General features: G+C 56.7%; 24 protein-coding genes. 18 read left to right on the top strand and 6 right to left on the bottom strand.

The window, feature by feature from the left end; genetic code table 11:
- Positions 1 to 391 precede the first annotated feature (391 nt).
- Positions 392 to 919, bottom strand: coding sequence for an inorganic diphosphatase (gene ppa, locus BV390_RS12060; RefSeq protein ID WP_004857176.1), 528 nt, complete (start codon positions 917 to 919; stop codon positions 392 to 394).
- 403 nt (positions 920 to 1,322) lie between these two features.
- On the opposite strand from ppa, the gene ytfQ reads away from it, so the two are divergent.
- The 4 genes from ytfQ (at position 1,323) to yjfF (ending at position 5,955) form a co-directional block, all read left to right on the top strand.
- Positions 1,323 to 2,279 carry a galactofuranose ABC transporter, galactofuranose-binding protein YtfQ gene (gene ytfQ, locus BV390_RS12065; RefSeq protein WP_004857179.1) on the top strand — a complete coding sequence of 319 codons (957 nt, stop codon included), beginning with the start codon at positions 1,323 to 1,325 and terminating at the stop codon, positions 2,277 to 2,279.
- 152 nt (positions 2,280 to 2,431) lie between these two features.
- A complete protein-coding gene (gene ytfR, locus BV390_RS12070) occupies positions 2,432 to 3,934 on the top strand; it encodes a galactofuranose ABC transporter, ATP-binding protein YtfR (RefSeq protein ID WP_085396966.1) in 1,503 nt (500 codons plus the stop codon).
- A gap of 10 nt (positions 3,935 to 3,944) precedes the next feature.
- A complete protein-coding gene (gene ytfT / locus BV390_RS12075; RefSeq protein WP_004857188.1) occupies positions 3,945 to 4,970 on the top strand; it encodes a galactofuranose ABC transporter, ATP-binding protein YtfT in 1,026 nt (341 codons plus the stop codon).
- Positions 4,957 to 5,955, top strand: coding sequence for a galactofuranose ABC transporter, permease protein YjfF (gene yjfF, locus BV390_RS12080; protein WP_032689799.1), 999 nt, complete (start codon positions 4,957 to 4,959; stop codon positions 5,953 to 5,955). Before ytfT ends, yjfF begins: the two co-directional genes overlap by 14 nt.
- A 39-nt stretch (positions 5,956 to 5,994) precedes the next feature.
- Here the strand turns inward: yjfF and fbp are convergent, their stop codons facing one another.
- Complete coding sequence (gene fbp / locus BV390_RS12085) at positions 5,995 to 6,993, bottom strand: class 1 fructose-bisphosphatase (RefSeq protein ID WP_032689798.1); 999 nt, start codon at positions 6,991 to 6,993, stop codon at positions 5,995 to 5,997.
- Positions 6,994 to 7,168: 175 nt separating this feature from the next.
- Between fbp and mpl the strand changes: the two genes are divergently transcribed.
- A complete protein-coding gene (mpl, locus tag BV390_RS12090) occupies positions 7,169 to 8,542 on the top strand; it encodes a UDP-N-acetylmuramate:L-alanyl-gamma-D-glutamyl-meso-diaminopimelate ligase (protein ID WP_032689797.1) in 1,374 nt (457 codons plus the stop codon).
- Between the two features lie 67 nt (positions 8,543 to 8,609).
- The gene (locus BV390_RS12095) at positions 8,610 to 9,188 is read left to right on the top strand and encodes a GNAT family N-acetyltransferase (protein WP_049266870.1); all 579 of its coding nucleotides are present in this window, start codon (positions 8,610 to 8,612) and stop codon (positions 9,186 to 9,188) included.
- A 1-nt stretch (position 9,189) separates the two neighbouring features.
- On the opposite strand, the gene BV390_RS12100 is transcribed toward BV390_RS12095, so the two are convergent.
- Positions 9,190 to 10,398, bottom strand: a complete 1,209-nt coding sequence (locus BV390_RS12100) for an aldose 1-epimerase family protein (RefSeq protein ID WP_064384601.1) — start codon at positions 10,396 to 10,398, stop codon at positions 9,190 to 9,192.
- A 434-nt stretch (positions 10,399 to 10,832) separates the two neighbouring features.
- Positions 10,833 to 11,384, bottom strand: coding sequence for a ribosome biogenesis factor YjgA (gene yjgA / locus BV390_RS12105; RefSeq protein ID WP_004857200.1), 552 nt, complete (start codon positions 11,382 to 11,384; stop codon positions 10,833 to 10,835).
- A 95-nt stretch (positions 11,385 to 11,479) separates the two neighbouring features.
- Between yjgA and pmbA the strand changes: the two genes are divergently transcribed.
- From pmbA to BV390_RS12165, 12 genes are all read left to right on the top strand, one after another.
- A complete protein-coding gene (gene pmbA / locus BV390_RS12110) occupies positions 11,480 to 12,832 on the top strand; it encodes a metalloprotease PmbA (protein WP_004857202.1) in 1,353 nt (450 codons plus the stop codon).
- Positions 12,833 to 12,938: 106 nt separating this feature from the next.
- Complete coding sequence (gene cybC, locus BV390_RS12115) at positions 12,939 to 13,328, top strand: cytochrome b562 (protein ID WP_032689794.1); 390 nt, start codon at positions 12,939 to 12,941, stop codon at positions 13,326 to 13,328.
- A gap of 300 nt (positions 13,329 to 13,628) precedes the next feature.
- On the top strand, positions 13,629 to 13,967 hold the full coding sequence (locus BV390_RS12120; RefSeq protein WP_015585305.1) for a hypothetical protein: 339 nt from the start codon (positions 13,629 to 13,631) through the stop codon (positions 13,965 to 13,967).
- A gap of 10 nt (positions 13,968 to 13,977) precedes the next feature.
- Positions 13,978 to 14,340, top strand: coding sequence for an SFCGS family glycine-rich protein (locus BV390_RS12125; protein WP_004098072.1), 363 nt, complete (start codon positions 13,978 to 13,980; stop codon positions 14,338 to 14,340).
- Between the two features lie 2 nt (positions 14,341 to 14,342).
- A complete protein-coding gene (locus tag BV390_RS12130; protein ID WP_047663842.1) occupies positions 14,343 to 14,642 on the top strand; it encodes a DUF4312 family protein in 300 nt (99 codons plus the stop codon).
- Between the two features lie 21 nt (positions 14,643 to 14,663).
- Complete coding sequence (locus BV390_RS12135; protein ID WP_032689792.1) at positions 14,664 to 15,440, top strand: DUF4311 domain-containing protein; 777 nt, start codon at positions 14,664 to 14,666, stop codon at positions 15,438 to 15,440.
- A 13-nt stretch (positions 15,441 to 15,453) separates the two neighbouring features.
- On the top strand, positions 15,454 to 16,098 hold the full coding sequence (locus BV390_RS12140) for a DUF4310 family protein (protein ID WP_032689791.1): 645 nt from the start codon (positions 15,454 to 15,456) through the stop codon (positions 16,096 to 16,098).
- A 42-nt stretch (positions 16,099 to 16,140) separates the two neighbouring features.
- Entirely contained in the window at positions 16,141 to 17,274 is a 1,134-nt protein-coding gene (locus BV390_RS12145) for an amidohydrolase/deacetylase family metallohydrolase (protein ID WP_032697172.1), read from the top strand.
- Positions 17,258 to 18,376, top strand: coding sequence for a DgaE family pyridoxal phosphate-dependent ammonia lyase (locus BV390_RS12150; RefSeq protein ID WP_032698311.1), 1,119 nt, complete (start codon positions 17,258 to 17,260; stop codon positions 18,374 to 18,376). The genes BV390_RS12145 and BV390_RS12150 overlap by 17 nt, the downstream gene beginning before the upstream one ends.
- Entirely contained in the window at positions 18,373 to 19,113 is a 741-nt protein-coding gene (gene dagF, locus BV390_RS12155) for a 2-dehydro-3-deoxy-phosphogluconate aldolase (protein WP_032697173.1), read from the top strand. Before BV390_RS12150 ends, dagF begins: the two co-directional genes overlap by 4 nt.
- Positions 19,114 to 19,190: 77 nt before the next feature.
- On the top strand, positions 19,191 to 20,342 hold the full coding sequence (locus BV390_RS12160; RefSeq protein ID WP_032698310.1) for a lactonase family protein: 1,152 nt from the start codon (positions 19,191 to 19,193) through the stop codon (positions 20,340 to 20,342).
- A gap of 22 nt (positions 20,343 to 20,364) precedes the next feature.
- Positions 20,365 to 22,275: a BglG family transcription antiterminator gene (locus BV390_RS12165; RefSeq protein WP_049266846.1), complete on the top strand. Its 1,911-nt coding sequence runs from the start codon at positions 20,365 to 20,367 to the stop codon at positions 22,273 to 22,275.
- A gap of 6 nt (positions 22,276 to 22,281) precedes the next feature.
- Here BV390_RS12165 and nrdG read toward each other — a convergent pair whose 3' ends face one another.
- Together nrdG and nrdD are read right to left on the bottom strand one after the other, a co-directional pair.
- A complete protein-coding gene (gene nrdG / locus BV390_RS12170; protein WP_032689783.1) occupies positions 22,282 to 22,746 on the bottom strand; it encodes an anaerobic ribonucleoside-triphosphate reductase-activating protein in 465 nt (154 codons plus the stop codon).
- Between the two features lie 159 nt (positions 22,747 to 22,905).
- Positions 22,906 to 25,041: an anaerobic ribonucleoside-triphosphate reductase gene (gene nrdD / locus BV390_RS12175; protein WP_032689781.1), complete on the bottom strand. Its 2,136-nt coding sequence runs from the start codon at positions 25,039 to 25,041 to the stop codon at positions 22,906 to 22,908.
- Positions 25,042 to 25,513 lie beyond the last annotated feature (472 nt).

Raw genomic sequence — 25,513 nt, forward strand, 5'->3', positions numbered from 1 at the left:
GGGCTACGGGCAAGTGCGGTGTTTGGGTTCTGCCGCCCGGAGCGATGCCTTGGGGGGCTGATGGCCGGTCTGCGGCACTGGCACCGTTTGTCCCCCGGTGGCGCGTTGCTGACCGGGGCTACGGCGGGTGCGGTGTTTGGGTTCTGCCGCCCGGAGCGATGCCTTGGGAGGCTGATGGCCGGTCTGCGGCACTGGCAGCGCTTGTCCCCCGGTGGCGCGTTGCTGACCGGGGCTACGGGCAAGTGCGGTATTTGGTTTTGCCGCCCGGAGCGATGCCTTTGAGCATTTGTAGCCCGGGTAAGGCGTGAGCCGCCACCCGGGAAATAGCTCTGCGCCAGAAACAAAAACACCGCCCTGAGGCGGTGTTTTCGACAATCTGAGTGCGGCGGAATTACTTCTTAGCGCGCTCGAAGGAAGCAATGATTTCAGCTTTAGCCGCTTCAGCATTGTCCCAACCGTCAACTTTCACCCATTTGCCTTTTTCCAGGTCTTTGTAGTGCTCGAAGAAGTGGGTGATCTGTGCTTTCAGCAGTTCCGGCAGGTCGTTCACATCTTTGATGTGATCGTACTCTTTGCTCAGCTTGGTGTGCGGTACGGCAACCAGTTTCGCATCTTCACCGGATTCGTCGGTCATCTTCAGTACGCCAACCGGACGGCAGCGGATCACAGAGCCTGGCTCCAGCGGGTACGGCGTCGGGACCAGTACGTCAACCGGGTCGCCGTCCAGAGACAGGGTATGGTTGATATAGCCGTAGTTGCACGGATAGAACATCGCAGTGGACATGAAGCGATCAACGAACAGCGCGCCGCTCTCTTTGTCGACTTCGTATTTGATTGGGTCTGCGTTAGCCGGGATCTCGATCACGACGTAGATGTCTTCCGGCAGATCTTTACCCGCAGGTACGTTGAGTAAGCTCATGTCTGTTTCCTTTAAAATGTATGGCAAACAAGTGCCTGGTATTATAGCCAACTCACATCGAATGTCTTGGCTTCTTTTTATTTTGCCCACCGGTAATCAGTCTGAATTTCCCCCTGAAAAACAACCTGAAAATCCATAAACATAGCCGCATCCTGAATAAAACAATGTAACCGTTTACATTGCATCTGTTTGATTTCTCAACGTGCGTAAAATATCACCTTATACGTCGGCAGATGCGAGCTGCGGGAAGCCTTATCCGCTCTCAGCTGGATTAAATCACGGTAATTAACATTTAATTTACTTTTTCGAAGTGTGATGTAACGCATTCAGTTACATCACGAGTTGTCTATAGTTTGTCCGCAGATGACGATTTAACCCAAAGTAACCCGATGAGGACCTTTTTATGTGGAAGCGCTTACTTCTTGTCACAGCAGTTTCCGCAGCTATGTCGTCTATGGCAATGGCTGCCCCTCTGACCGTAGGATTTTCGCAGGTCGGATCTGAATCCGGCTGGCGTGCGGCCGAAACCAACGTTGCGAAGGAGGAGGCCGCCAAACGCGGAATCACTCTGAAGATTGCCGACGGCCAGCAAAAACAGGAAAACCAGATTAAAGCCGTTCGCTCCTTTATCGCCCAGGGCGTCGACGCCATCTTTATCGCGCCGGTGGTGGCGACCGGCTGGGAACCGGTGTTGAAAGAGGCCAAAGAGGCCAAAATTCCGGTATTCCTGCTCGACCGCTCGATTGATGTCAAAGATAAAGATCTCTACATGACTACCGTTACCGCCAATAACGTTCTTGAAGGTCAGCTGATTGGTGACTGGCTGGTGAAAACGGTCGACGGCAAGCCGTGTAACGTGGTTGAGCTGCAGGGCACCGTTGGCGCCAGCGTGGCTATCGATCGTAAGAAAGGGTTTGCCGACGTTATCGCGAAAACGCCAAACATCAAAATTATCCGCTCTCAGTCCGGCGACTTTACCCGCAGCAAAGGCAAAGAGGTGATGGAGAGCTTTATTAAAGCGGAAAATAACGGCAAGAACATCTGCATGGTTTTTGCCCATAACGATGACATGGTTATTGGTGCTATCCAGGCCATTAAAGAAGCCGGGCTGAAACCGGGTAAAGATATCCTCACCGGCTCAATTGACGGCGTGCCGGATATTTATAAAGCGATGATGGCAGGGGAAGCGAACGCCAGCGTCGAGCTGACGCCGAATATGGCCGGCCCCGCATTTGATGCGCTGGAGAAATATAAAAAGGACGGCACGCTGCCAGAGAAGTTGACCATCACTAAATCGACGCTTTATCTCCCGGATACGGCGAAAGAAGAGCTCGAGAAGAAGAAAAACATGGGCTACTGAGGACGTCGGGAGAAGCAATAACCAGGCGATGTGGCGCATCGCCTGAATGGCTCCCCGGCCAGTGCTGGCGGTCCATCGATCCACTCCTGTCGGTCGCCCGGTCAGCGTTGTGATCGGGAACCGTCTTTCATCCCCTGAAGGTGAGACTGAATATGAACGCCGAGGTAAGCCAGGAAATCCTTCGCACGGAAGGGCTTAGCAAGTTTTTCCCCGGCGTCAAAGCGCTGGATAACGTCAATTTTAGTCTGCGGCGCGGTGAAATCATGGCGCTGCTGGGCGAAAACGGGGCGGGTAAATCCACATTGATTAAAGCCCTCACCGGCGTGTACCACGCCGATCGCGGGGCGATCTGGCTGGAGGGGCAGGAAATATCGCCGAAGAATACCGCTCATGCCCAGCAACTGGGTATCGGCACGGTTTATCAGGAGGTTAACCTGCTGCCGAACATGTCGGTGGCGGACAATCTGTTTCTCGGGCGTGAACCCCGTCGTTTTGGCCTGCTGCGGCGTAAAGAGATGGAACAGCGCGCCACCGCGCTGATGTCCTCCTACGGTTTTTCCCTCGACGTCCGCGAACCGCTGAACCGCTTTTCGGTGGCGATGCAGCAGATCGTCGCGATTTGTCGGGCCATTGACCTGTCGGCCAGAGTGCTGATCCTCGATGAACCGACCGCCAGTCTGGACACTCAGGAAGTGGAGATGCTCTTCACTCTGATGCGCCAGCTGCGCGATGATGGCGTCAGCCTGATTTTCGTCACCCACTTCCTCGATCAGGTGTATGCCGTCAGCGACCGGATTACCGTTCTGCGCAACGGCGGTTTTGTTGGCTGCCGGGAAACCCGCGAATTGCCGCAGATCGAGCTGGTGAAGATGATGCTTGGCCGTGAGCTTGAGCACGATGCTCTGCATCGCGCGGGTCGTACTTTACTGAGCGACAAACCGGTCGCCGCCTTTGAGGGCTTTGGCAAGAAAGGGGTTATTGCGCCGTTTGACCTCCAGGTTCGTCCCGGCGAGATCGTCGGCCTGGCGGGGCTGCTCGGCTCGGGGCGCACGGAAACCGCCGAGGTCATTTTCGGCATCAAACCGGCAGACAGCGGCACCGCGTGGATCAAAGGTAAAGCGCAGGGGCTGCGTTCGCCGCACCAGGCGTCAAGCCTGGGCATCGGCTTCTGTCCTGAGGATCGTAAAACCGACGGGATTATCGCCGCGGCATCGGTGCGGGAAAATATCGTCCTGGCACTGCAGGCCCAGCGTGGCTGGCTGCGGCCGATTCCGCGACGCGAGCAAAATGACATTGCCGATCGCTTTATCCGCCAGCTCGGTATTCGCACCCCCAGCGCCGAACAGCCGATCGAATTTCTCTCCGGCGGTAATCAGCAGAAGGTGCTGCTTTCTCGTTGGCTGCTGACCAAACCGCAGTTCCTGATCCTCGATGAACCGACGCGCGGGATCGATGTTGGCGCCCATGCGGAGATCATCCGTCTGATTGAAACTCTGTGCGCCGATGGTCTGGCGCTGCTGGTGATCTCCTCGGAGCTGGAAGAGCTGGTGGGCTATGCCGATCGGGTGATTATCATGCGCGATCGTAAGCAAGTCGCGGAGATCCCGCTAGCCGAGCTTTCTGTCCCGGCGATCATGAACGCTATTGCGGCATAAGGAGTAACCCATGATGCCTCGATCAGTTCCCCAAACCGGCCAGCCAAAGCGGCGCTTCAGCTGGCCAAAAGGTATGCCGCAAATTATCGCCCTGATCCTCGTGCTGGTGGTGGATAGCTTCGTGGCGCCGCACTTCTTTCAGATTGTGTTACAGGACGGGCGTCTGTTCGGCAGTCCGATTGATATTCTCAACCGCGCGGCGCCGGTGGCGCTGCTGGCGATAGGCATGACGCTGGTGATTGCCACCGGCGGAATCGATCTGTCGGTTGGCGCGGTGATGGCGATTGCCGGCGCGACAGCGGCCTCGATGACCGTTGCCGGACACAGTCTGCCAGTGGTGCTGTTGGCCTCCCTGGCGGCGGGGGCGCTGGCGGGCTTATGGAACGGTATTCTGGTCGCGATCCTGAAGATCCAGCCTTTTGTGGCCACGCTGATTCTGATGGTAGCCGGACGCGGCGTCGCGCAGCTGATTACCTCCGGACAGATCGTGACCTTCGATTCACCGCACCTGGCCTGGCTCGGGAGCGGTTCGCTGCTGCTACTGCCGACGCCGGTGCTGATCGCGGCCGCGACGTTGCTGCTGTTTTGGCTGTTCACCCGTAAAACGGCGCTGGGGATGTTTATCGAAGCGGTGGGGATCAACATTCGGGCGGCGAAAAACGCCGGAGTGAATACCCGGATTGTGGTGATGCTGGCCTACGTGCTGAGCGGTATCTGTGCGGCGATTGCCGGGATCATCGTGGCGGCAGACATTCGCGGTGCTGATGCCAATAACGCCGGGCTGTGGCTGGAGCTGGATGCCATCCTGGCGGTGGTGATCGGCGGTGGATCGCTGATGGGCGGGCGCTTTAACCTGCTACTGTCGGTGGTCGGGGCCCTGATTATCCAGGGAATGAATACCGGGATCCTGCTGTCGGGCTTCCCGCCGGAGATGAATCAGGTGGTGAAGGCGGTGGTGGTTCTGTGCGTATTGATCGTCCAGTCGCCGCGCTTTATTGGCTTACTGAAAGGGGTACGCGGCCATGATAAAACGTAATTTACCGTTGATGATCACCCTGGCCGTCTTTGTGCTGGGCTATCTGTACTGCCTGACCCAGTTTCCCGGCTTTGCTTCGACGCGGGTTATCTGCAACATTCTGACTGACAACGCCTTTCTTGGCATCATTGCCGTCGGGATGACCTTCGTGATCCTCTCCGGCGGGATCGATCTTTCGGTCGGGTCGGTTATCGCCTTCACCGGCGTGTTTCTGGCGAAGGCGATAGGGGCCTGGGGCATTGAGCCGCTGCTGGCGTTCCCGCTGGTGCTGGCGATGGGCTGCGCGTTTGGCGCACTGATGGGCTGGCTAATTGATGCGCTAAAAATCCCGGCGTTTATTATTACCCTCGCCGGGATGTTTTTTCTGCGTGGCGTCAGCTATCTGGTGTCCGAAGAGTCGATTCCTATCGATCATCCGCTGTATGACACTCTCTCCGGGCTGGCGTGGACGATTCCTGGCGGCGGGCGCCTGAGCGCAATGGGGCTGCTGATGCTGCTGGTGGTGGTGGCGGGTATCTTGATGGCCCATCGCACCCGCTTTGGCAACCAGGTGTACGCCATCGGCGGCAGCGCGGTTTCGGCGAACCTGATGGGCATTTCGACCCGCAGTACGACCATTCGAATTTATATGCTCTCCACCGGGCTGGCGACGCTGGCGGGGATCGTGTTTTCTGTCTATACCCAGGCCGGGTATGCCCTCGCCGGCGTTGGCGTTGAGCTGGATGCGATTGCATCGGTGGTGATTGGCGGCACGCTGTTGAGCGGCGGCGTCGGGACGGTGCTGGGAACGCTGTTCGGGGTGGCGATTCAGGGGCTGATTCAGACCTACATTAACTTCGACGGCACCCTGAGCTCATGGTGGACAAAAATTGCCATCGGGATTTTGCTGTTTGTTTTTATCGCGTTGCAGCGAGGTCTGACGGTGTTGTGGGAAAACCGGCAGAACTCCCCGGTTACCCGGGTGAGCGGAACGGCGCATCGTTAGCGGAAAATTCCCCTCCCGGGCGGGAGGGGAAGGGAAGCGTTACGCGTCCGGGAACTCTTTAATGAAGTTCTCGACGTCTTCAACCATATGGTTGTTGCCGACGAAGAAAGAACGACGCTGGTGCAGGCTGGTTGGGATGATATCGAGAATACGCTCTTTACCATCGCTGGCTTTACCGCCCGCCTGTTCCGCGAGGAACGCCATCGGGTTGCATTCGTACAGCAGGCGCAGCTTACCGTCCGGGTGGCTGGCGGTGCTCGGATACAGATAGATGCCGCCTTTCAGCAGGTTGCGGTGAAAATCCGCCACCAGCGAGCCGATATAGCGCGAGGTGTATGGGCGCTGGGTTGCGGTATCTTCTTCCTGGCAGAACTTGATGTACTTCTTCACCCCCATCGGGAACTTGATGTAGTTACCTTCGTTAATGGAGTAGGTGTTGCCTTTCTCCGGGAAGCGCATGCGCTCCTGAGAGAGGCAGAAAACGCCAAGAGAAGGATCGTAGGTGAAGGCATGTACGCCGCAGCCGGTTGTATAGACCAGCATGGTGGAAGAGCCGTAAACCACATAGCCTGCCGCGACTTGCTTGCTGCCCGGCTGCAGGAAATCTTCAACGGTGACCGGTGTTCCAACCGGAGTTATGCGACGGTAGATGGAGAAGATAGTCCCGACGGAGACGTTAACGTCGATGTTAGAGGAGCCATCCAGAGGGTCCATGAGCACCACGTACTTCGCGTGTTCACAGCCTTCAAAGACGACGATCTCATCTTCTTCTTCGGAGGCAATCCCTGCCACGATATCGCGCGCTCGCAGTGCAGCTTTCAATTTTTCATTGGCGAACAGGTCGAGTTTTTGCTGTACCTCACCCTGGACGTTTTCAGCACCGCTGGCACCCAGGATATCGACCAGACCGGCCTTGTTGATATCGCGGTGGATGATCTTGGCGCCTAACTTTATCGCCGACAACAAAGCAGTAAGCTCGCCGGTTGCGTGGGAGAACTCGTGTTGCTTTTCGACAATAAATTCACCTAACGTTTTCATAACCCGTTCCCTGCATGTTTATGTGAAGTAAAACGAACGCAACAATCTTAACAAAGAATAAAAAAAATACGCACAGGTGAATCGCGCCAGCAAAAAACGGATTCGCCTGAAATGCATTTCTCTGATGCCGTACATATGGGTAAAATGTGCCCCAGATTAAAAAGGGAAACGACGAATGCGCATTCATATTTTAGGTATCTGTGGCACGTTTATGGGAGGACTGGCGATGCTGGCTCGTTCTCTCGGTCATGAGGTAACGGGGTCGGATGCTAACGTCTATCCGCCAATGAGTACCCTGCTGGAAAACCAGGGCATCGATTTAATTCAAGGCTATGATGCCAGCCAGCTGGAACCCCGGCCGGACCTGGTTATCATCGGTAATGCGATGACCCGCGGCAATCCGTGCGTCGAAGCGGTACTGGAAAATAACATTCCGTATATGTCCGGCCCGCAGTGGCTGCATGATTTCGTCCTGCGCGATCGCTGGGTTCTGGCGGTTGCCGGTACCCACGGGAAAACCACCACCGCGGGAATGGCGACATGGATCCTTGAAGCCTGCGGCTATAAGCCAGGTTTCGTGATCGGCGGCGTACCGGGTAACTTCGAGGTTTCCGCTCGCCTGGGCGACAGCCCGTTCTTCGTTATCGAAGCCGACGAGTACGACTGTGCCTTCTTCGATAAACGTTCCAAATTTGTCCACTACTGCCCGCGTACGCTGATCCTCAATAACCTTGAGTTCGATCATGCGGATATCTTTGACGACCTGAAAGCGATTCAGAAACAGTTCCATCATTTGGTACGTATTGTGCCGGGCAAAGGCAAAATTATCCTGCCGGAAAACGACATCAATCTGAAACAGACGATGGCGATGGGCTGCTGGAGCGAGCAGGAGCTGGTGGGTGAGCAGGGCCACTGGCAGGCGAAGAAGCTGAACGCCGATGCCTCGCAGTGGGAAGTCTGGCTGGACGGCGAGAAAGCCGGGGAAGTGAAGTGGGATCTGGTCGGCGAACACAACATGCATAACGGCCTGATGGCGATTGCCGCGGCGCGTCATGTTGGCGTGCTGCCAGCCGATGCCGCCAACGCGCTGGGTGGTTTTATCAACGCCCGCCGCCGCCTTGAGCTGCGCGGCGAAGCCAACGGCGTGACCGTGTATGACGATTTCGCCCATCATCCGACGGCTATCCTGGCGACGCTGCAGGCGCTGCGCGGGAAAGTCGGCGGCACCGCGCGGATCCTCGCGGTACTGGAACCGCGCTCCAACACCATGAAAATGGGGGTGTGCAAAGACGATCTGGCGCCGTCCCTGGGCCGTGCCGACGAAGTGTTCCTGCTGCAGCCGCAGCACATTCCGTGGCAGGTTGCTGAAGTGGCGGACGCCTGCGTGCAGCCTGCGCACTGGAGCGCCGATGTCGATGTCCTGGCCGATATGGTGGTCAAAACCGCACACCCGGGCGATCATATCCTGGTGATGAGCAACGGCGGCTTTGGCGGCATTCACCAGAAGCTGCTCGATAAGTTGGCCAGCAAAGCCGCCGCAGCGGAATAACTGCGCGGCCTGTTCCGTTCTGCCCTCCGCACGAGGGCAGATCTCCTTTTGTGACTCTGGATTTGTCATGCTCACAGCGAAAAAAATCACCGCTATCGACTCGGTTTATTTTTCTGCCGTGGATGCGCTCTACGTCAAAGCGTTTCCGTGGCATGAACAGCGAGAACTGGCGGCAAAGCAGCAGGCGCTGCGCGATCCGCACTATGCGCTGGAAGCGTGGTTTGACGGGGACCTCTTTATTGGCCTGAGCGGTTGCTGGCAGTTTACCGGCTACAGCTATATTGAACATCTGGCGATCGACGATACGCTGCGCTCTCGCGGCTATGGTAAACGCCTGCTGGCCGGGATCCTTGAACGCGCGCCGTTGACCATTCTGGAAATCGATCCGTTAACCAGCGACATTGCCCATAAGCGGCTGCGTTTTTATGAAACGATGGGCTTTCGCGCCAGTTCATGGCCGCATACTCATCCTACCTATCATGCCGGCATCGCCGATCATGAATTGCTGGTGCTGAGCTACCCCCAGGCGGTTGATGAAGCGCAGTATCGGCGTTTTGCTGAGGATTTACGTCAGGTGGTGATGGCACAGGCAGGTTGCCCGGGTCCGACGCGTTGGCCGCAACCCGGGGCAGGCTTAAGGCGTTAAATTACTCCTTCGCGATAGGCGTTTCGTCCTCTGCCACTTTAGTATCACCCTGAATTGCGGCAATTTTCTTCTCAACGTCGGCAACCTGTTCGCTGCTGTGCAGCAGTGTATAGGTCAGGTCAAACTGCGTGCTGGCTCCTGGCTGAAGCTGTTTCACGCGTTTCTGTTCGCGCTCAATGGTGACCGGATAGGCGTAGCTGGTGCCCGGCTCAATACCGGTGACATAGCCCTGTTTTTCAGTATCGGTATTTTTCCACAGCGTCAGCACCGGTAGCTGGCGGGTATCGAACTGGATGGATGCTCCTTTATCTCCCGCCTTGTTGACCACTGCGGCCAGGGTCTGGTGGTTGTCATCCGCCAGCGGTTGAATATTGAATACCATCTCGTCGAAACCTTTGGTCGGGCCGGCGTAGGTTTGCCAGGTTTTCAAACCCGCTTTGGCATAGTCGTTGAACGGACTGATGCTGGATATCGGCGCCAGGAAGCGGGCGCCCTCTTCGAGGATCGGTTTGCCAAAGTTGCTGTGATAGATAATTTGATAGTCATGCGGGTAATCCGCATGGTTGGTTAAGACATCATGCAGGCTGAAGCTGTTGCTACCGGGGACATAGCGCAACTCGGTCATGGTCTGCAAATCGGCTTTTTTGAAGGTGCTCTCTTTCACCAGCCCGCGAATACGGATCTCATACGGGGCGGTATCCGCCACTTCGACTTCCACCTGCGATGCCGGCGTATTCCCGGCTTTACCGTGCAGAGTATACATTTGCCCGTCAGCAGTGACCGGGTGGCCGGTCCACTCATAGCCGCAGCGCACCATCATCTCATTGAAACCTTCCAGCCAGCCCAGTCCATTTCGGCTTTCGAGGTTGATAAAGGCCGGGTTGACGATCTCTTTCACCGGTGAATCCCAGCCCATTCGCGTGCCGAAACCTTCGATTTTCAGCAGGTTCATGCCGCGGGTCGGGCTGAGGGCGATAGTCAGGCCATCTTTACTGCGGATAACGAGAATTTTACTGCCTTCCTGTTTGCCGCCGTGGAGGACTTTTTGCTCAATGCTGAAATCGAGATCTTTTATCTTCAGCTGATCGCTCGTTATCTGCCAGTTTCCTTTGTCAGTGCCGCTTTCAGCGCTTGTCAGCACCCATGTTTTCGCCGCTACCTGACCGGAAATAAGCATGGAAATGGCCGTCAAAATCAGAGTTTTTTTCATTTTTTATCCCTTTTGCTGAATCGATTGTGTTTCCGATGAAGGGAATCTAATTGCAAGTGGCTGATTAAAACGTGAAGTGCCTCACCTGGTGAGTAAATGCGCATTTTTAAACTTTTAAATGCGAGAAAGATCGCTTTTTATAAGCAACAGACAATAAATTAGACTTTAAATATGTGAAATTAAACACTATTAGATTTAACGATTCAGCTTTTGGCTGGTAAAGACCGACCGACCGACCGACCGACCGACCGACTGACCGGCAGAGCAGGGCAGAGCAAAGCAGGACGGGAATCGGCAATAAAGGTGGGGAGTGCGTAGAGAGCGGATATTCCCGGCGAGGCTATCGCTTGCCGGGCTACAGGTACAGCGTTATCCGGTAGCCCGGACAGGCGCAAAGCGCCGCCTCCGGGAAAATCTGGCGGGTAAACGCGGAGTTAGCTTTCGCCTTCAGCCAGTTCACGCAGATACTGGAAGATCAGGCGCGCGGATTTCGGCGGCTTGTTGCCTTCTTTCTCTTTTTTGGCGTTACGGATAAGCGAACGCAGCTGCTGACGATCGGCGTCAGGCCACAGGTTTAACACTTCCGGTACCGCATCATCGCCTTCTTCAATCAGACGATCGCGAATCATTTCCAGCTTATGAAACAGCGCAACCTGCTGGTTGTGACGGTTCTTCAGCTTGTCTAACGCCTGGCGAATCGGATCGACATCGCGGCTGCGCAGCATTTTACCAATCAGCTGCATCTGGCGGCGGCGACCTTCTTTCTTGATACGCTGGGCGAGTTCAATGGCGTCGCGCAGGTCGCTATCGAGCGGGATTTTATCCAGCGCGTTTTTTCCCAGCTCAACCATTTCGGCGCCAAGACGCTTCAGTTCTTCCGCGTCACGTTTAATTTCACTTTTACTGACCCAGATAATTTCATCGTCTTCATCTTCAACGTCATCACCGGGCACGTCGTCGAGCCAGTCATCGGGCTGCTTAGTCATCTCAGGCTCCTTAAAAAAAGAGGCTAATGTTACCAGTTAAGGCGCGCACTGAAAAACGGTTCTCTGTTAGACTTCACTTAACACCTTCCTACATTATGGCATTAGCGATGAAAGTCATCTCTCAAGTTGCACAACAGCGCAAGACGCTGGAAGAGGCCGTGACCACGGCGCTGGAACTGGCGGCAGGCAAATCAGACGGTGCGGAAGTCTCCGTCAGCAAAACCACTGGCATCAGCGTCAGCACCCGCTACGGCGAGGTGGAGAACGTAGAATTTAATAGCGATGGTGCGTTAGGCATCACCGTTTATCATCAGAACCGCAAGGGAAGCGCCTCTTCAACCGATCTGAGCCCGCAGGCGATTGCCCGCACGGTGCAGGCGGCGCTGGATATTGCCCGCTACACCTCCCCGGATCCGTTTGCCGGCGTGGCGGATAAAGAGCTGCTGGCCTTTGACGCCCCGGATCTTGACCTGTTCCATCCGGCGGAAGTGACCCCGGATCAGGCAATCGAACTGGCCGCCCGCGCGGAACAGGTCGCCCTGCAGGCGGATAAACGCATTACCAATACCGAAGGCGGCAGCTTCAATAGCCACTACGGCATTAAAGTGTTTGGCAACAGCCACGGCATGTTGCAGAGCTACTGCTCAACCCGCCATTCGCTCTCCAGCTGCGTTATCGCGGAAGAGAACGGCGATATGGAGCGCGATTACGCTTACACCATTGGCCGTGCGCTCGAGGATTTGCATACCCCGGAGTGGGTCGGTGACGAATGTGCCCGCCGCACCCTGTCGCGCCTGGCGCCGCGTAAACTCTCGACGATGAAAGCGCCGGTTATCTTTGCCAACGAAGTCGCCACCGGGCTGTTTGGTCACCTGGTCGGCGCTATCGCCGGCGGCGCGGTCTATCGCAAATCGACTTTCCTGCTCGACTCCCTCGGCCAGCAGATTCTCCCGGAGTGGCTGACGATTGAAGAGCATCCGCATCTGCTGAAAGGGCTGGCCTCGACGCCGTTCGACAGCGAAGGCGTGCGCACAGAACGTCGTGACATTATTAAAGACGGCGTGCTGACGCAGTGGCTGCTGACCAACTACTCGGCGCGCAAGCTGGGGATGAAGAGCACCGGGCACGCGGGCGGCATCCATAACTGGCGGATTAACGGCCGCGGTCTGAGTTTTGAAAAGTTGCTTAAAGAGATGGGCACCGGACTTGTCGTCACCGAATTGATGGGGCAGGGTGTCAGTGGCGTGACCGGCGATTATTCGCGCGGCGCTTCTGGCTTCTGGGTTGAGAATGGTGAAATTCAGTATCCGGTAAGCGAAATTACCATCGCAGGCAATTTGAAAGATATGTGGCGTAATATCGTGACCGTGGGTGACGATATCGAAACGCGCAGCAATATTCAGTGCGGTTCCGTGCTGTTGCCTGAGATGAAAATCGCCGGACAGTAATAGCGGATTATCCCCACTATTCAAGATGCAGTTTGCAGAATAACCTGTACAGAAGGGCGCTCCCTGCGGCGCCCGTTTGCTTAAATAATAAAAAAGGATGTGAGCAATGCGTAAAAAACTGTTAGCAATGCTGGCCGTCTCCGCCCTTACGATGGGGTCTGTTTCGGCGTTCGCCGCTGAACTGGGCGAAGATATGGACACTATCGCGCAAAACCTGCAGGTGGTGCAGAAGACCTCCGATGCGGGCGAACTGAAAGCGGCATTGACCAAGATGCGCGGTGCCGCCGTGGATGCGCAGAAAGCTACCCCGCAGAAGCTGGAAGGCAAAGCGGCGGACAGTGCGGAAATGAAAGACTATCGTCACGGTCTGGATATTCTGATTGGTCAGATTGACGGTGCGCTGAAGCTGGCGGAGGAAGGTAAAGTGAAAGAGGCGCAGGCTGCCGCTGAAGGGTTCAAAACAACCCGTAATACCTACCATCAGAAATACCGTTAAGCCCCGTTTCAGGAGGTATCAGCCGATGCCTCCTGCTCGTTTCCTGTCATAAAACCCCGTCGACATCACACTTTTCCTTTTTTCTTCTACGGTTATTCGACCTCTTCTTCCCGCTGGAACCACGATTGACCTGTGATGCACATCACGTAATTTCGCCGAAAATGCCACTTTCACGGCAATTATGTGCATTGGATCACGCAGCCCGTCCGCCTTTCCACTTCGAAGTGGAAAACAACTCGCTACAAACTCCTTTCCCCCGGCGCTAGTTTTATCCCCAGAGACATCAACGGGGTAACACAAGTGAATAACGGAGCGGTAATAAACGACGTAGGGGAACAGGCAAAGCAAACGGAGCAGCTGGCTGAGAAGATGCTGCCACGGGTTTATGCACTGTTAAGCCGTCGCAATATCATCCCCAACGCCGTCCAGGAGCAGATGCTGACTTCCCACGTGCGGGCAATGGCCCACCGGTCGATTAGCGGCGAGCCGCTGCCGGAAGTGGATGCCAGCCTGTTTGAAGAAATTTCAGAAGATTCAATGATGCTTGCCCGCGAAGTGGTCGCGGAATTCGGCAACCTGCCAGAAGAAGAGTCCTGGCTGCTGTCCGTCCACTTCGAAGTAGCAAAAGACAACCTGTAAGGAGTAACAAATGGAACAGATTACCGTAGTGATTGGCGACCGCCTGGGTAAAGGGCAAAAAGTGGCCGCTGGCGCGGAAAAAGCCGGTGCTCGTGCTGTTGTTGTACCGGGTGTTGCCGCTGATATGAAGCTGGGCGACATGATGAAAGCAGAAAACGCCACCTTCGGCATCTCCTTCTGCGGCAGCGGCGGCGCAGGCGCCATCACTGCGCAGAACAAGCACGGCTACAAGGCTAAATATGGCATGCGCTCCGTTGACGAAGGCGTGACCGCTATCAACGAAGGCTACAACGTTCTGGGTTTCGGCTTTATGGATAAAGAAGAGCTGGGCGAGCGCCTGGTGGAAGCCTGGAAAAAGAAATACGGCGCGTGAGCATGAAAGAGCAATTCACCACGACGGTGAGCGTGAAGGGGAAAGGCGAAAGCAAAACACGGGCCTTCTCCGACGCCCTGAACCATGTACAGGCCGCGGTGATGAAAACTTCACCGCATATCTTACTGCGTATTGAGCCACAGGATGTGAAGGTTGTTCGTGCGCATGAAGCGACGCGCAAAGAAGCGTTTCTGTTCTTCTTTTTGCGTCGTGAACGACGGACCTACAGCGTGGAGCTGGATGTCACCGTCAACGTGACCGCCATCAATGTCGATAAAGTGGATTTCGTCACGCAAACCTGAATTTCATCATAGGGTTAAACTATGTTCCTGATAATTTTAATAAAATCGCTCATTATCGGCGGCCTGGTCGGCGTCGGAGTGGGCGCCGGAGCGGCACGCATGTTTCATGCGCCTACCACCCAGGGGATGGGGGCGTTTCGTACTCTGGGCGAGCTGAATTCCTGCGAAGGCGATCCGGCTTCCCACTTCTCCTTTGGTCTGGGCTTCTTCTTTAACGCCTGGGCCTCTTCCGTTGCAGCAGGTTCATTCACCCAGGATGTCGATCACCGCATTATCCCGAACTGGGGCGCCGCGGCATTGATGTTGAAAAACCGTAACGTCGGCGAAACGCTGCACGATCCGAAGAAGATGGCGATTGCCTGCGGCATCATCGGCATGCTGGTGGTCTCCTTCTTAAACCTGACCGCCTCTTCCGTACCGGAAGCGCTGCAGGTCACCGCGGTGAAGGTGCTGGTCCCGGCGGCTAACCTGCTGGTTAACACCGTGATGCCGGTAATCTTCTGGCTGGCGGCCATCGACGCCGGTAAAAAATCGGGCTTTTGGGCCACTATTTTCGGCGGCGCGGCGCAGCTGATTATGGGTAACGCCGTGCCGGGTCTGGTACTGGGCATTCTGATCGGTAAGGGCGTTGAAGAGAGCGGCTGGAACCGCGTCACCAAAGTGATGATGTCCGCCATTGTTGCGCTGTTTGTCCTGAGCGCCTTCTTCCGCGGCTTTGATATCAAGACGCTGGAATCCTTCCATCTGACCGTGCCGAACTGGCTGGATCTGATCCACAACTCGCTCAGCGGCAAATAACAGGAGCCTCGAAATGGAACAGAATAAAGGTTTTTGGTATGCCGACTGGTCGTTTCCGATCTTTGTTGGTCTGCTCTCCTCCGGTGTTTTCGCCGGGACCCATATGTACTACCTCTACGGCATCGGCGCGTTTAACGAAGTGGCCTTCGTGGCCATGCTGAAAGCGGGCATTGATACCGGGGCTTATGGCGCGGTGGCCGCGTTCGGCGCCAGCTTCCTCTTCGCCCGTATTATCGAAGGCTCGCTGGTGGGGATCCTCGATATCGGCGGCGCGATTCAGACCGGTATCGGCCTTGGCGTGCCGGCGCTGCTGCTCGGGGCCGGTTTTGTCTTCCCGGTGGCGAACTTTGCCGCTTCGCTGGCGACCGGCCTCGCGCTGGGGCTGGCGGTGGGTTACATCATCATTCTGGCGCGTAAGTTCACCATCAATCAGAGCGACTCCACCTACGGCGCCGACGTGATGATGGGGGCCGGTAACGCCTCCGGCCGCTTCCTCGGGCCGTTGATTATCCTCAGCGCCATGACCGCCTCGATTCCTATCGGTATCGGTTCTCTGGTTGGAGCACTGCTGTTTTACATCTGGCAGAAGCCGATCACCGGCGGCGCCATTCTCGGCGCGATGATTCTGGGATCCCTTTTCCCGATTGCTATTGGTTAAGTCCTGCGGGCGCTCAGGCGCCCGCTTTACCAGGAGAGACCCATGTTTGATTTACTCCTGCGCGGTGCGCGCCTCGTCGACGATACCCTGACCGATATCGCCATCCAGGACGGCAAAATTGCCGCGCTGGGCGAGATTAGCGCGTCAGCGCGTAAAACAGTGACGCTGGACGGGCGTTATTACGTGAGCGCCGGCTGGATTGATTCCCACGTTCACTGCTACCCGAAGTCACCGATTTATCATGACCAGCCGGACAGCATCGGTATCGCCACCGGCGTCACTACCGTGATTGATGCCGGCAGCACCGGTGCGGACGACATCGATGATTTTTATCAGCTAACCCGCGCAGCGGCCACCGACGTTTATGCGCTGCTCAATATCTCCCGCGTCGGGCTGATCGCCCAGAACGAACTGGCCAACATGGCCAACATTGACGCGGATGCGGTGAAGCAGGCGGTCACACGCCACCCGGATTTTATCGTCGGCCTGAAGGCGCGCATGAGCAGCAGCGTGGTTGGCGAGAACGGGATTACGCCGCTGGAGCGGGCGAAGACCATTCAGCAGGAAAACGGCGATCTGCCGCTGATGGTGCATATCGGCAATAATCCGCCGAACCTCGATGAAATCGCCGAACGGCTCAGCGCAGGCGACATCATTACCCACTGCTATAACGGCAAACCGAATCGCATTCTGACGCCGGAAGGCGAGCTGCGCGCCTCGATTACCCGCGCGCTACAGCGTGGCGTGCGCCTTGATGTTGGCCACGGTACCGCCAGCTTCAGCTTCGAAGTGGCGCGACGGGCCATCGCGCTGGGCATTCTGCCGCACAGCATCAGTTCCGATATTTACTGCCGCAACCGCATCGACGGGCCGGTTCGCTCGCTGGCGCTGGTGATGTCGAAGTTCCTCGCCATCGGCATGACGCTGCCGCAGGTCATTGACTGTGTCACCGTGAATGCCGCCCTGGGGCTGCGCCTGAAGAGCAAAGGGCAACTGACCGTGGGCTATGATGCCGATTTAACGCTGTTTACCGTGCAGCATGCGCCGACGTTACTGGTCGACGCGGAAAAAGAGAGCCTGCAGGCTGACAATATTCTGGTGCCGCTTGCCGCGATTCGCGCGGGCAAGGGCTATCTGACCGAACAAGGGAGCGCGGAAAATGCCTTCGATTTTTGAAAAATACCACCTCAAGCAAGTCATCAATACCTCCGGCCGCATGACGGCGTTGGGGGTCTCCACTCCACGTCCGGAAGTGGTGGAGGCGGTGATGAGCGGCATGAATCACTACTTCGAAATCAAAGACCTGGTGAATAAAACCGGCGAATACATTGCGCAGCTGCTGGACGTGGAAGGGGCGACCGTCGTCTCCTGCGCCTCGGCGGGGATCGCCCAGTCGGTGGCGGCGGTGCTGGTAAAAGACAGCAGCTGGCTGCTGGAAAACCTGCACGTTACGCCGATTGAAAACAATGAGATCGTGCTGCCGAAAGGCCACAACGTTAACTTTGGCGCGCCGGTGGGCTCGATGGTCGCGCTGGGCGGTGGCAAGCTGGTGGAAGCGGGCTATGCCAACGAATGTTCCGCTGACCAGCTGGCAGCGGCGATCACTCCGCGTACGGCGGCGATTCTGTATATCAAATCCCACCACTGCGTGCAGAAAAGCATGCTCAGCGTCGAGCAGGCGGTGGTGGTGGCGCGTAAACATAACCTGCCGCTGATCGTCGATGCGGCGGCGGAAGAAGACCTGCAATGCTACTACCGTGCCGGTGCTGACCTGGTGATTTACAGCGGTGCGAAAGCGATTGAAGGGCCAACCAGCGGTCTGGTGGTGGGGAAAACTCAGTACGTTGAGTGGGTGAAACGCCAGTCGGCGGGGATTGGCCGGGCGATGAAGGTGGGTAAAGAGGGGATCCTCGGTCTGACCTGCGCGATTGAACACTATCTGCTGGCGCGTAAAGAGAGCGGCGATGAGATGGTCGCTAAAATGACGCCGTTCATTAACCAGCTCAATACCCTCAACGGCGTTACCGCCCGGGTGGTCTGGGACAGCGCCGGCCGCGACATCGCCCGTGCGGAAATCAAATTCGATGAAACCGTCACCGGTATCGCCACCGGCGAACTGGTCGACGCGCTGAAACAGGGCGAATACGCCATCTACTTCCGCGGCTACAAGGCCAACGAAGGCATTATTGAAGCCGATGTTCGCAGCGTGAACGCGCAACAGCTGGAGATTGTCTCTCGTCGCATCGCCGAGGTTCTGAACAAGGAGAAAAACGCATGAAACTGACCCCTAATTTTTACCGTGACCGCGTCTGCCTGAACGTCCTGGCGGGCAGCAAAGACAACGCCCGCGAAATCTATGAGGCGGCGGAAGGTCACGTCCTGGTTGGCGTGCTCTCCAAAAACTATCCGGACGTGGCGAGCGCGGTGGCGGATATGCGTGAATATGCTCAGCTCATCGATAACGCGCTCTCGGTAGGGCTGGGCGCGGGCGATCCGAATCAGTCGGCGATGGTCAGCGAAATCTCGCGTCAGGTACAGCCGCAGCACGTTAATCAGGTGTTTACCGGCGTCGGCGCCAGCCGTGCGCTGCTTGGGCAGAACCAGACCGTGGTCAACGGTCTGGTGTCGCCGACCGGCACGCCGGGGATGGTTAAGATCTCGACCGGCCCGCTGAGCAGCGGCGCAGCGGACGGAATTGTGCCGCTGGAAACCGCCATTGCCCTGCTGAAGGATATGGGCGGCAGTTCAATCAAATACTTCCCGATGGGCGGCCTGAAACACCGCGATGAGTTCGTTGCGGTGGCGCAGGCCTGCGCCCGCCATGATTTCTGGCTGGAGCCGACCGGCGGCATCGATCTGGACAACTACAGCGAAATCCTGCAGATCGCGCTGGACGCGGGGGTCAGCAAAATTATTCCGCACATTTATAGCTCGATTATTGATAAAGCCAGCGGCAATACCCGCCCGGCGGACGTTCGCCAGCTGCTGGAGATGACCAAAGCGCTCGTCAAATAGGTTTGCTGTCCCCGCCGCACGCGTTGCTCTGCGAGAGACGCGTGCGGAACCCCCCATCGAACCATCAAGGAGTCACTATGCCCACCGCTCGTCACCTGCTTGCTGCTTCACTTTCTCTGCTGGCCGCTACCGCCTGCGCGCAAACGCATTATGCCTGGGTCGGAACCTACAACCCGAATGGCGAAGGTCTCTACCGGTTTACCGTCGACGCTAAAACCGGCGCGCTGCGCGATAAGGCCCTGGTCAGCTCGTTGCCGAACGTGGCCCAACTCACCGTGTCGCGGGACGGTAAAACTCTGTATGCCGCCAGCGAAGTCGAAAAGGGGGTGGTGCAGGCGTGGCGGATTGAAGCCAACGGTGAGCTGACCGATCTCAATCAGGTCTCTTCTCTGGGGGCCGGGCCGGTCTATCTGTCGCTGACGCCGGACGGTCGTCATCTGCTAGTGGCGAACTATGTCAGCGGAACGGTGGCAGTGCTGCCGATCAAAGACGATGGCAGCCTCGGCGAGGCGGTCGATAGCCATCAGGATCAGGGCCCTGCCGGCGCAGAGCGGCCGGCCGCGGCGGTCGAGGGGAGTTTTGCCATCAGCGATCATAACGGTCCTCATGCCCATATGATCGCCGCCGATCCGAGCGGGAAATATGTTTATTCTACCGATCTGGGGCTGGATCGGATCTATCAGTACCGGATCGACAATAGCAGCGGCAAGCTCACGCCGAACGATCCGCCGTTTATCGCCGCCTCTTCTGCCGGCGCCGGGCCGCGTCATTTTGTCTTTACGCCGAAAGGGGATGGCCTGTGGCTGATTAATGAAGAATCCTCGACGCTGACGTTCTATCATATTGATAAGAAAAGCGGGCTGCTGCGCGAAGGCAAAACGGTTTCCGCACTGCCGAAGGGCTACAAAGGCACCAGCTTTGCCGCCGGGCTGGTCCTCAGCGCCGATGGTAAACAGCTGTATGTCGCCAATCGCCTGCATAACAGCATCGCGCATTTTAGCGTGCTGGCCGACGGCAGCCTGAGCCATCAGGAGGATATCTGGACCCGCGGCGACTACCCGCGGACGTTGACGCTGGATAATCAGGGGCAGTGGCTGTACGTCATGAACCAGCGTAGCGATAATATCACCCGTTTTAGCGTGGCGCCGCAGAGCGGCAAGCTGACTTTTGCCCCGGACTACACTCCGGTAGGCAGTCCATCACAGATGGTGATATCCGCTCAACCTTGAGCCGTAAGATGAAGGAACTGACATGCGATTTCCCAACCACCGTTTAGCGCAACTGTTTACTTTGCTGCAAAACGAAACGCTGCCGCAGGATGAGCTGGCGCAGCGGCTGTCGGTTTCTACTCGTACCGTGCGCGCCGACATTACCGCGCTTAACGCGTTGTTAGTGGAGTATGGCGCGCAATTCATGCTCACTCGCGGCAGCGGCTATCAGCTGAAAATCGACGACCCGGCGCGCTACCAGACCCTGCAAGAGCATGCGCCGAAGCCGCAGCAGATCCCGCGTACGGCGGCGGATCGCATCAACTTTCTGCTGGTGCGCTTTTTGACCTCCGCGTTCTCCATCAAGCTCGAAGATCTGGCGGACGAGTGGTTTGTCAGCCGGGCGACGTTACAAAGCGATATGGCCGAGGTCCGCGAGCGCTTTCAGCGCTATCAACTGACTCTCGAGACTCGCCCACGGCACGGTATGAGGCTGTTTGGCAGCGAAGTATCGATTCGCGCCTGCCTGACCGATCTGTTATGGCAACAGGCGCAGCAGGGGGGAATAAACCCGCTGATCGATGAGCAAGCGCTGAATACGGATGTGCAGGAACAGCTTGCGGACGTGCTGCAGGAGATCCTGACCCGGCACCACGTGCGCCTCACCGATGAAGGCGAGCGCTTTATCCGACTGTACAGCGCAGTGACGGTGCGTCGCGTCAGCCAGGGCTATCCGCTGGCGGAATTCAGCGCGGAGGATGTCGCGCAAAACGTGCGTGATGCCGCGCGGGATCTGGCAGCCGTACTGCAGCAGCTGGCGGCAAAGGCCCTCTCTCCGGCAGAAGAAGCGTGGCTGTGCGTCCATCTTGCCGCCCGTCAGGTTCAGGACGTCGATCCGGGCACCATCAGCGCCGACGATGGCGAAGCGCTGGTAAACTACATCCTGCGCTACATCAACAGCCAGTATAATTACAACCTGCTGGACGACGCTCAGCTACATGCCGATCTGCTGACCCACGTTAAGACCATGATCACCCGGGTTCGCTACCAGATCATGATCCCCAATCCTCTGCTCGATAATATTAAGCAGCACTACCCGATGGCGTGGGACATGACTCTCGCGGCGGTGACCAGCTGGGGGAAATACACGCCCTATGCCATCAGTGAAAACGAGATTGGTTTCCTGGTATTGCATATTGGCGTCGGACTGGAACGTCATTACAACATTGGCTATCAGCGGCAGCCGCGGGTGTTATTGGTATGCGATACCAGTAATGCGATGGTGCGGATGATCGAAGCCATTTTGCAGCGTAAATATCCGCAGTTAGAAATCGCCGCCACCCTGTCGCAGCGGGAGTATGAGCAGCTGGCGGCGGTCGCGGAAGATTTTGTTATCTCGACCGTGCGGATTGGTGAAAAAGATAAGCCGGTGGTGACCATTGCGCCATTCCCGACCGATTATCAGCTGGATCAAATCGGCAAGCTGGTGCTGGTGGACAGGACCCGTCCGTGGGTGCTGAATAAATATTTCGATGCGGCCCATTTCCAGGTGATCGATACGCCTGTCGATCGGCAGACGCTGTTTGCCGGGCTGTGCCAGCAGCTGCAGCAGGAAGGGTTTGTCGATGCCGGGTTCCATGACTCGGTTGTCGAACGCGAGGCCATCGTCAGCACGATGCTGGGCGACGGGATTGCGCTGCCTCACGCCCTTGGTCTGCTGGCGCAAAAAACCGTGGTCTATACCGTCATTGCGCCGAACGGTATCGCCTGGGGCGATGAAACTGCCCATATCATCTTCCTGCTGGCGATCAGCAAAAGCGAGTATGAAGAGGCGATGGCGATCTACGATATTTTTGTCACTTTCCTGCGCGAGCGAGCGATGACCCGGCTTGCCGAGACGCGCAGTTTCGATGAGTTCAAAGCGGTGGCGGTGGAGTGCGTCAGCCGTTTTTGAGCGTCACTATCTTAAGCGGTGGACGACCTGATTGCTGCTGCCGCGCCAGATCAGCGCCGGATCTTTTAAATCCTCGACAAACTTGCCGTCGACCAGCACGTTAATCAGATCAACCACTTCCCGCTGTGCGTCGTTCAGCTCGTCGAGCTTATAACCGGTCCAGACCCAGATATCCTTGCCGGGACATTCGGCGAGGATGCGGCGCACCAGGGCGAGGATCTCCGGCACGTTCTGCGGATGCAGGGGATCGCCGCCGGAAAGGGAGATCCCCTGGCGTATGATCCGCGTATCGTTGAGGTCGGCGATGATACGATCGGCCATCCCGGTGGTGAATGGCAACCCGGAGTTGAGCCGCCAGGTGCTCTTGTTATAACAGCCGGGGCATTCGTGGACGCAGCCTGAGACGAACAGGGTGCAGCGGGTGCCGGGGCCGTTGACGATGTCTACCGGATAGTATTGATGGTAATTCATTTTCGCTTCTCAATTGACGCCATTACTGCATTGGCTGCGCTCGCTTACCCGGGTCACTTACTGATGTAAGCTCCCCGGGATTCGCTTGCTTGCCGCCTTGTCCTGGCGCCAATTGCTGTGCGAAAAGCGTCGCATTGCCGGGCAATAATACTGTCGAAATTAACCGATTTGCCCGTTACCCAAATGCTTAACGCGGCGTTTAACCTCTTCCTGCTTGCCGGCGTTGAACGGACGAGCGTCCGGGCTGCCGAGATAGCCGCAGACCCGTCGGGTGACCGACACCCGGGCGGCATCGTGGTTGCCACATTTCGGGCAGGTAAAGCCTTTACTGGTACATTCGAACTCGCCGGTAAAGCCGCACTCATAGCACTCATCGATCGGCGTGTTGGTACCGTAATAGGGGACATGCTGGTAGCTGTAATCCCAGACATCTTCCAGCGCTTTCAGGTTGTGCTGGATATTCGGGTATTCGCCGTAGCAAATGAAGCCCCCGTTAGCCAGCGGCGGGTACGGCGCTTCGAAGTCGATTTTGTCGTACGGGTTAACCTTTTTCTCGACATCGAGGTGGAAGCTGTTGGTGTAGTAGCCCTTATCGGTCACGCCCTCAATGACGCCAAATTCGGCGGTATCAAGACGGCAGAAGCGATCGCAGAGGTTTTCGCTCGGCGTGCTGTACAGGCTGAAGCCGTAGCCGGTCTCTTCTTTCCAGCGGTCGACGGCGTCACGCAGACGTCGGACGATGGCGACGCCTTTTTCACGCAGCGCGTCGCTATCGTACATATGCTGATTACCCGACAGCGCGTTGATGGTTTCGTGGATGCCGATATAGCCCAGCGAAATGGAGGCGCGACCGTTTTTAAAGATCTCTGATACATCGTCGTCGGCCTTCAGGCGTACGCCGCAGGCGCCTTCCATGTACAGGATCGGTGCCACGCGCGCTTTCACCCCTTCGAGGCGAGCAATACGCGTCATCAGCGCTTTGTAAGCCAGCTCCAGACGGTTATCCAGCAGCTTCCAGAACGTCGCTTCATCCCCTTTCGCTTCCAGCGCAATGCGCGGCAGGTTCAGGCTGATCACGCCGATATTGTTGCGGCCGTCGTGGATCTGCTCGCCATTTTCTTCATAGACGCCGAGGAAGCTGCGGCAGCCCATTGGCGTTTTAAACGAACCGGTGACTTTCACCACCTGATCGTAGTTGAGAATGTCCGGGTACATACGCTTGCTCGCGCACTCCAGCGCCAGCTGCTTGATGTCGTAGTTCGCGTCGCCGAACCTGTGGTTCAGGCCGTCGCGAATGGCGAACACCAGTTTCGGGAATACCGCAGTTTTGCGGTTTTTGCCCAGCCCGGCGATGCGGTTACGCAGGATAGACTGCTGAATCAGACGGGATTCCCAGCTGGTGCCGAGACCAAAGCCAAAGGTGACGAACGGCGTCTGCCCGTTGGCGGTATGTAGCGTATTGACTTCGTATTCCAGCGACTGGAAGGCGTCGTAGCACTCTTTCTCGGTGCGCGAGCGGGCATAGCCTTCCGCATCAGGGATCTGCCACTCTTCGGCGATTTTACGGTGCTTTTTGAAGCTTTCGGTGACGAACGGCGCCAGCACTTCATCGATGCGGTTAATGGTGGTGCCGCCATAAATGTGGCTGGCGACCTGGGCGATAATCTGCGCCGTTACCGCCGTGGCGGTGGAGATCGATTTTGGTGGTTCAATCTCCGCGTTGCCCATTTTAAACCCGTGCGTCAGCATACCTTTCAGATCGATCAGCATGCAGTTGAACATCGGGAAGAACGGCGAATAGTCGAGATCGTGGTAGTGAATCTCACCGCGCTCGTGGGCAAGCACCACATCGCGCGGCAGCAGGTGCTGACGGGCGTAATGTTTGGCGACGATACCGGCCAGCAGGTCGCGCTGGGTCGGGATGACTTTACTGTCTTTGTTGGCATTTTCGTTAAGCAGGGACGAGTTGGTTTGTTCAACCAGACCGCGAATTTCCTGGTTCAGGCGGCCGCGTTTTTCACGCTCGATATCGCGGTCGTGGCGATATTCGATATAGGCCCGGGCCAGCTGTTTCCACGGCCCTGACATCAGCTGGTTCTCAACGGCAGTCTGAATCTCGTTGATATCAACCTGGCTACGGCCCTGCATTTGCTGGCTAACGACTTCTGCGACGGTGGCGCAATAGTCTGCGTCATCGACTCCCGCTGCTTTAGCTGCACGCAGAATTGCTTCTTTAATGCGCTCAGATTTGAACGGCACTTTACAGCCATCACGTTTCATCACATGCGGTGTCATGATCACTCCATACTTTATAAAACAGGTTATCCACAGAGGCGGAAGTATCGCCGGCGTCGCGGGGGCTTTACCTGCCGCCGTTTTGCGTCGGTTCCGGCCCTTTTTATCCACATCCCACCACCGCCACAGAACGATGGGATGTGCTGACATAATAGACGATTAATACAAGATGTAGGGCCGGGATGCATTCTAAGTTCTATATGTAGTGATTTGCATCAAAGATGTTTGCGATTTTATTGACGCAGAACAAAGTAAAAAGACGAGAGTACGGATGGTGGGCGCTGGCAGTTATGTAAATTTATCTGACTATAAAATAAGCAAAAATTGGCCTGAAGGGGGAAGTATTCAGGCCGGAAATGCCATGCGTCAGGCCATCAGGGTGTCATGGCGCAGATCGACGCGCAGCAGCAGGGCATAGCGTGCCAGCTACGGGCTATGGGCTCGCCTAATTTTGCGAACCCGTAGCCCGGTT

Source organism: Klebsiella sp. YJ, assembly GCF_002108615.1.
Lineage (GTDB): Bacteria > Pseudomonadota > Gammaproteobacteria > Enterobacterales > Enterobacteriaceae > Klebsiella > Klebsiella planticola.

What these genes read in the sequence shown, in the direction of transcription:
- ppa (WP_004857176.1), bottom strand. Translation starts at nt 919, where the DNA reads ATGAGCTTACTCAACGTACCTGCGGGTAAAGATCTGCCGGAAGACATC.
- mpl (WP_032689797.1), top strand. Translation starts at nt 7,169, where the DNA reads ATGCGCATTCATATTTTAGGTATCTGTGGCACGTTTATGGGAGGACTG.
- BV390_RS12140 (WP_032689791.1), top strand. Translation starts at nt 15,454, where the DNA reads ATGGAACAGAATAAAGGTTTTTGGTATGCCGACTGGTCGTTTCCGATC.
- yjgA (WP_004857200.1), bottom strand. Translation starts at nt 11,384, where the DNA reads ATGACTAAGCAGCCCGATGACTGGCTCGACGACGTGCCCGGTGATGAC.
- BV390_RS12135 (WP_032689792.1), top strand. Translation starts at nt 14,664, where the DNA reads ATGTTCCTGATAATTTTAATAAAATCGCTCATTATCGGCGGCCTGGTC.
- BV390_RS12095 (WP_049266870.1), top strand. Translation starts at nt 8,610, where the DNA reads ATGCTCACAGCGAAAAAAATCACCGCTATCGACTCGGTTTATTTTTCT.
- BV390_RS12130 (WP_047663842.1), top strand. Translation starts at nt 14,343, where the DNA reads ATGAAAGAGCAATTCACCACGACGGTGAGCGTGAAGGGGAAAGGCGAA.
- pmbA (WP_004857202.1), top strand. Translation starts at nt 11,480, where the DNA reads ATGGCATTAGCGATGAAAGTCATCTCTCAAGTTGCACAACAGCGCAAG.
- ytfT (WP_004857188.1), top strand. Translation starts at nt 3,945, where the DNA reads ATGATGCCTCGATCAGTTCCCCAAACCGGCCAGCCAAAGCGGCGCTTC.
- yjfF (WP_032689799.1), top strand. Translation starts at nt 4,957, where the DNA reads ATGATAAAACGTAATTTACCGTTGATGATCACCCTGGCCGTCTTTGTG.
- ytfQ (WP_004857179.1), top strand. Translation starts at nt 1,323, where the DNA reads ATGTGGAAGCGCTTACTTCTTGTCACAGCAGTTTCCGCAGCTATGTCG.
- dagF (WP_032697173.1), top strand. Translation starts at nt 18,373, where the DNA reads ATGAAACTGACCCCTAATTTTTACCGTGACCGCGTCTGCCTGAACGTC.
- BV390_RS12125 (WP_004098072.1), top strand. Translation starts at nt 13,978, where the DNA reads ATGGAACAGATTACCGTAGTGATTGGCGACCGCCTGGGTAAAGGGCAA.
- BV390_RS12145 (WP_032697172.1), top strand. Translation starts at nt 16,141, where the DNA reads ATGTTTGATTTACTCCTGCGCGGTGCGCGCCTCGTCGACGATACCCTG.
- cybC (WP_032689794.1), top strand. Translation starts at nt 12,939, where the DNA reads ATGCGTAAAAAACTGTTAGCAATGCTGGCCGTCTCCGCCCTTACGATG.
- BV390_RS12150 (WP_032698311.1), top strand. Translation starts at nt 17,258, where the DNA reads ATGCCTTCGATTTTTGAAAAATACCACCTCAAGCAAGTCATCAATACC.
- nrdD (WP_032689781.1), bottom strand. Translation starts at nt 25,041, where the DNA reads ATGACACCGCATGTGATGAAACGTGATGGCTGTAAAGTGCCGTTCAAA.
- fbp (WP_032689798.1), bottom strand. Translation starts at nt 6,993, where the DNA reads ATGAAAACGTTAGGTGAATTTATTGTCGAAAAGCAACACGAGTTCTCC.
- BV390_RS12165 (WP_049266846.1), top strand. Translation starts at nt 20,365, where the DNA reads ATGCGATTTCCCAACCACCGTTTAGCGCAACTGTTTACTTTGCTGCAA.
- ytfR (WP_085396966.1), top strand. Translation starts at nt 2,432, where the DNA reads ATGAACGCCGAGGTAAGCCAGGAAATCCTTCGCACGGAAGGGCTTAGC.
- nrdG (WP_032689783.1), bottom strand. Translation starts at nt 22,746, where the DNA reads ATGAATTACCATCAATACTATCCGGTAGACATCGTCAACGGCCCCGGC.
- BV390_RS12100 (WP_064384601.1), bottom strand. Translation starts at nt 10,398, where the DNA reads ATGAAAAAAACTCTGATTTTGACGGCCATTTCCATGCTTATTTCCGGT.
- BV390_RS12160 (WP_032698310.1), top strand. Translation starts at nt 19,191, where the DNA reads ATGCCCACCGCTCGTCACCTGCTTGCTGCTTCACTTTCTCTGCTGGCC.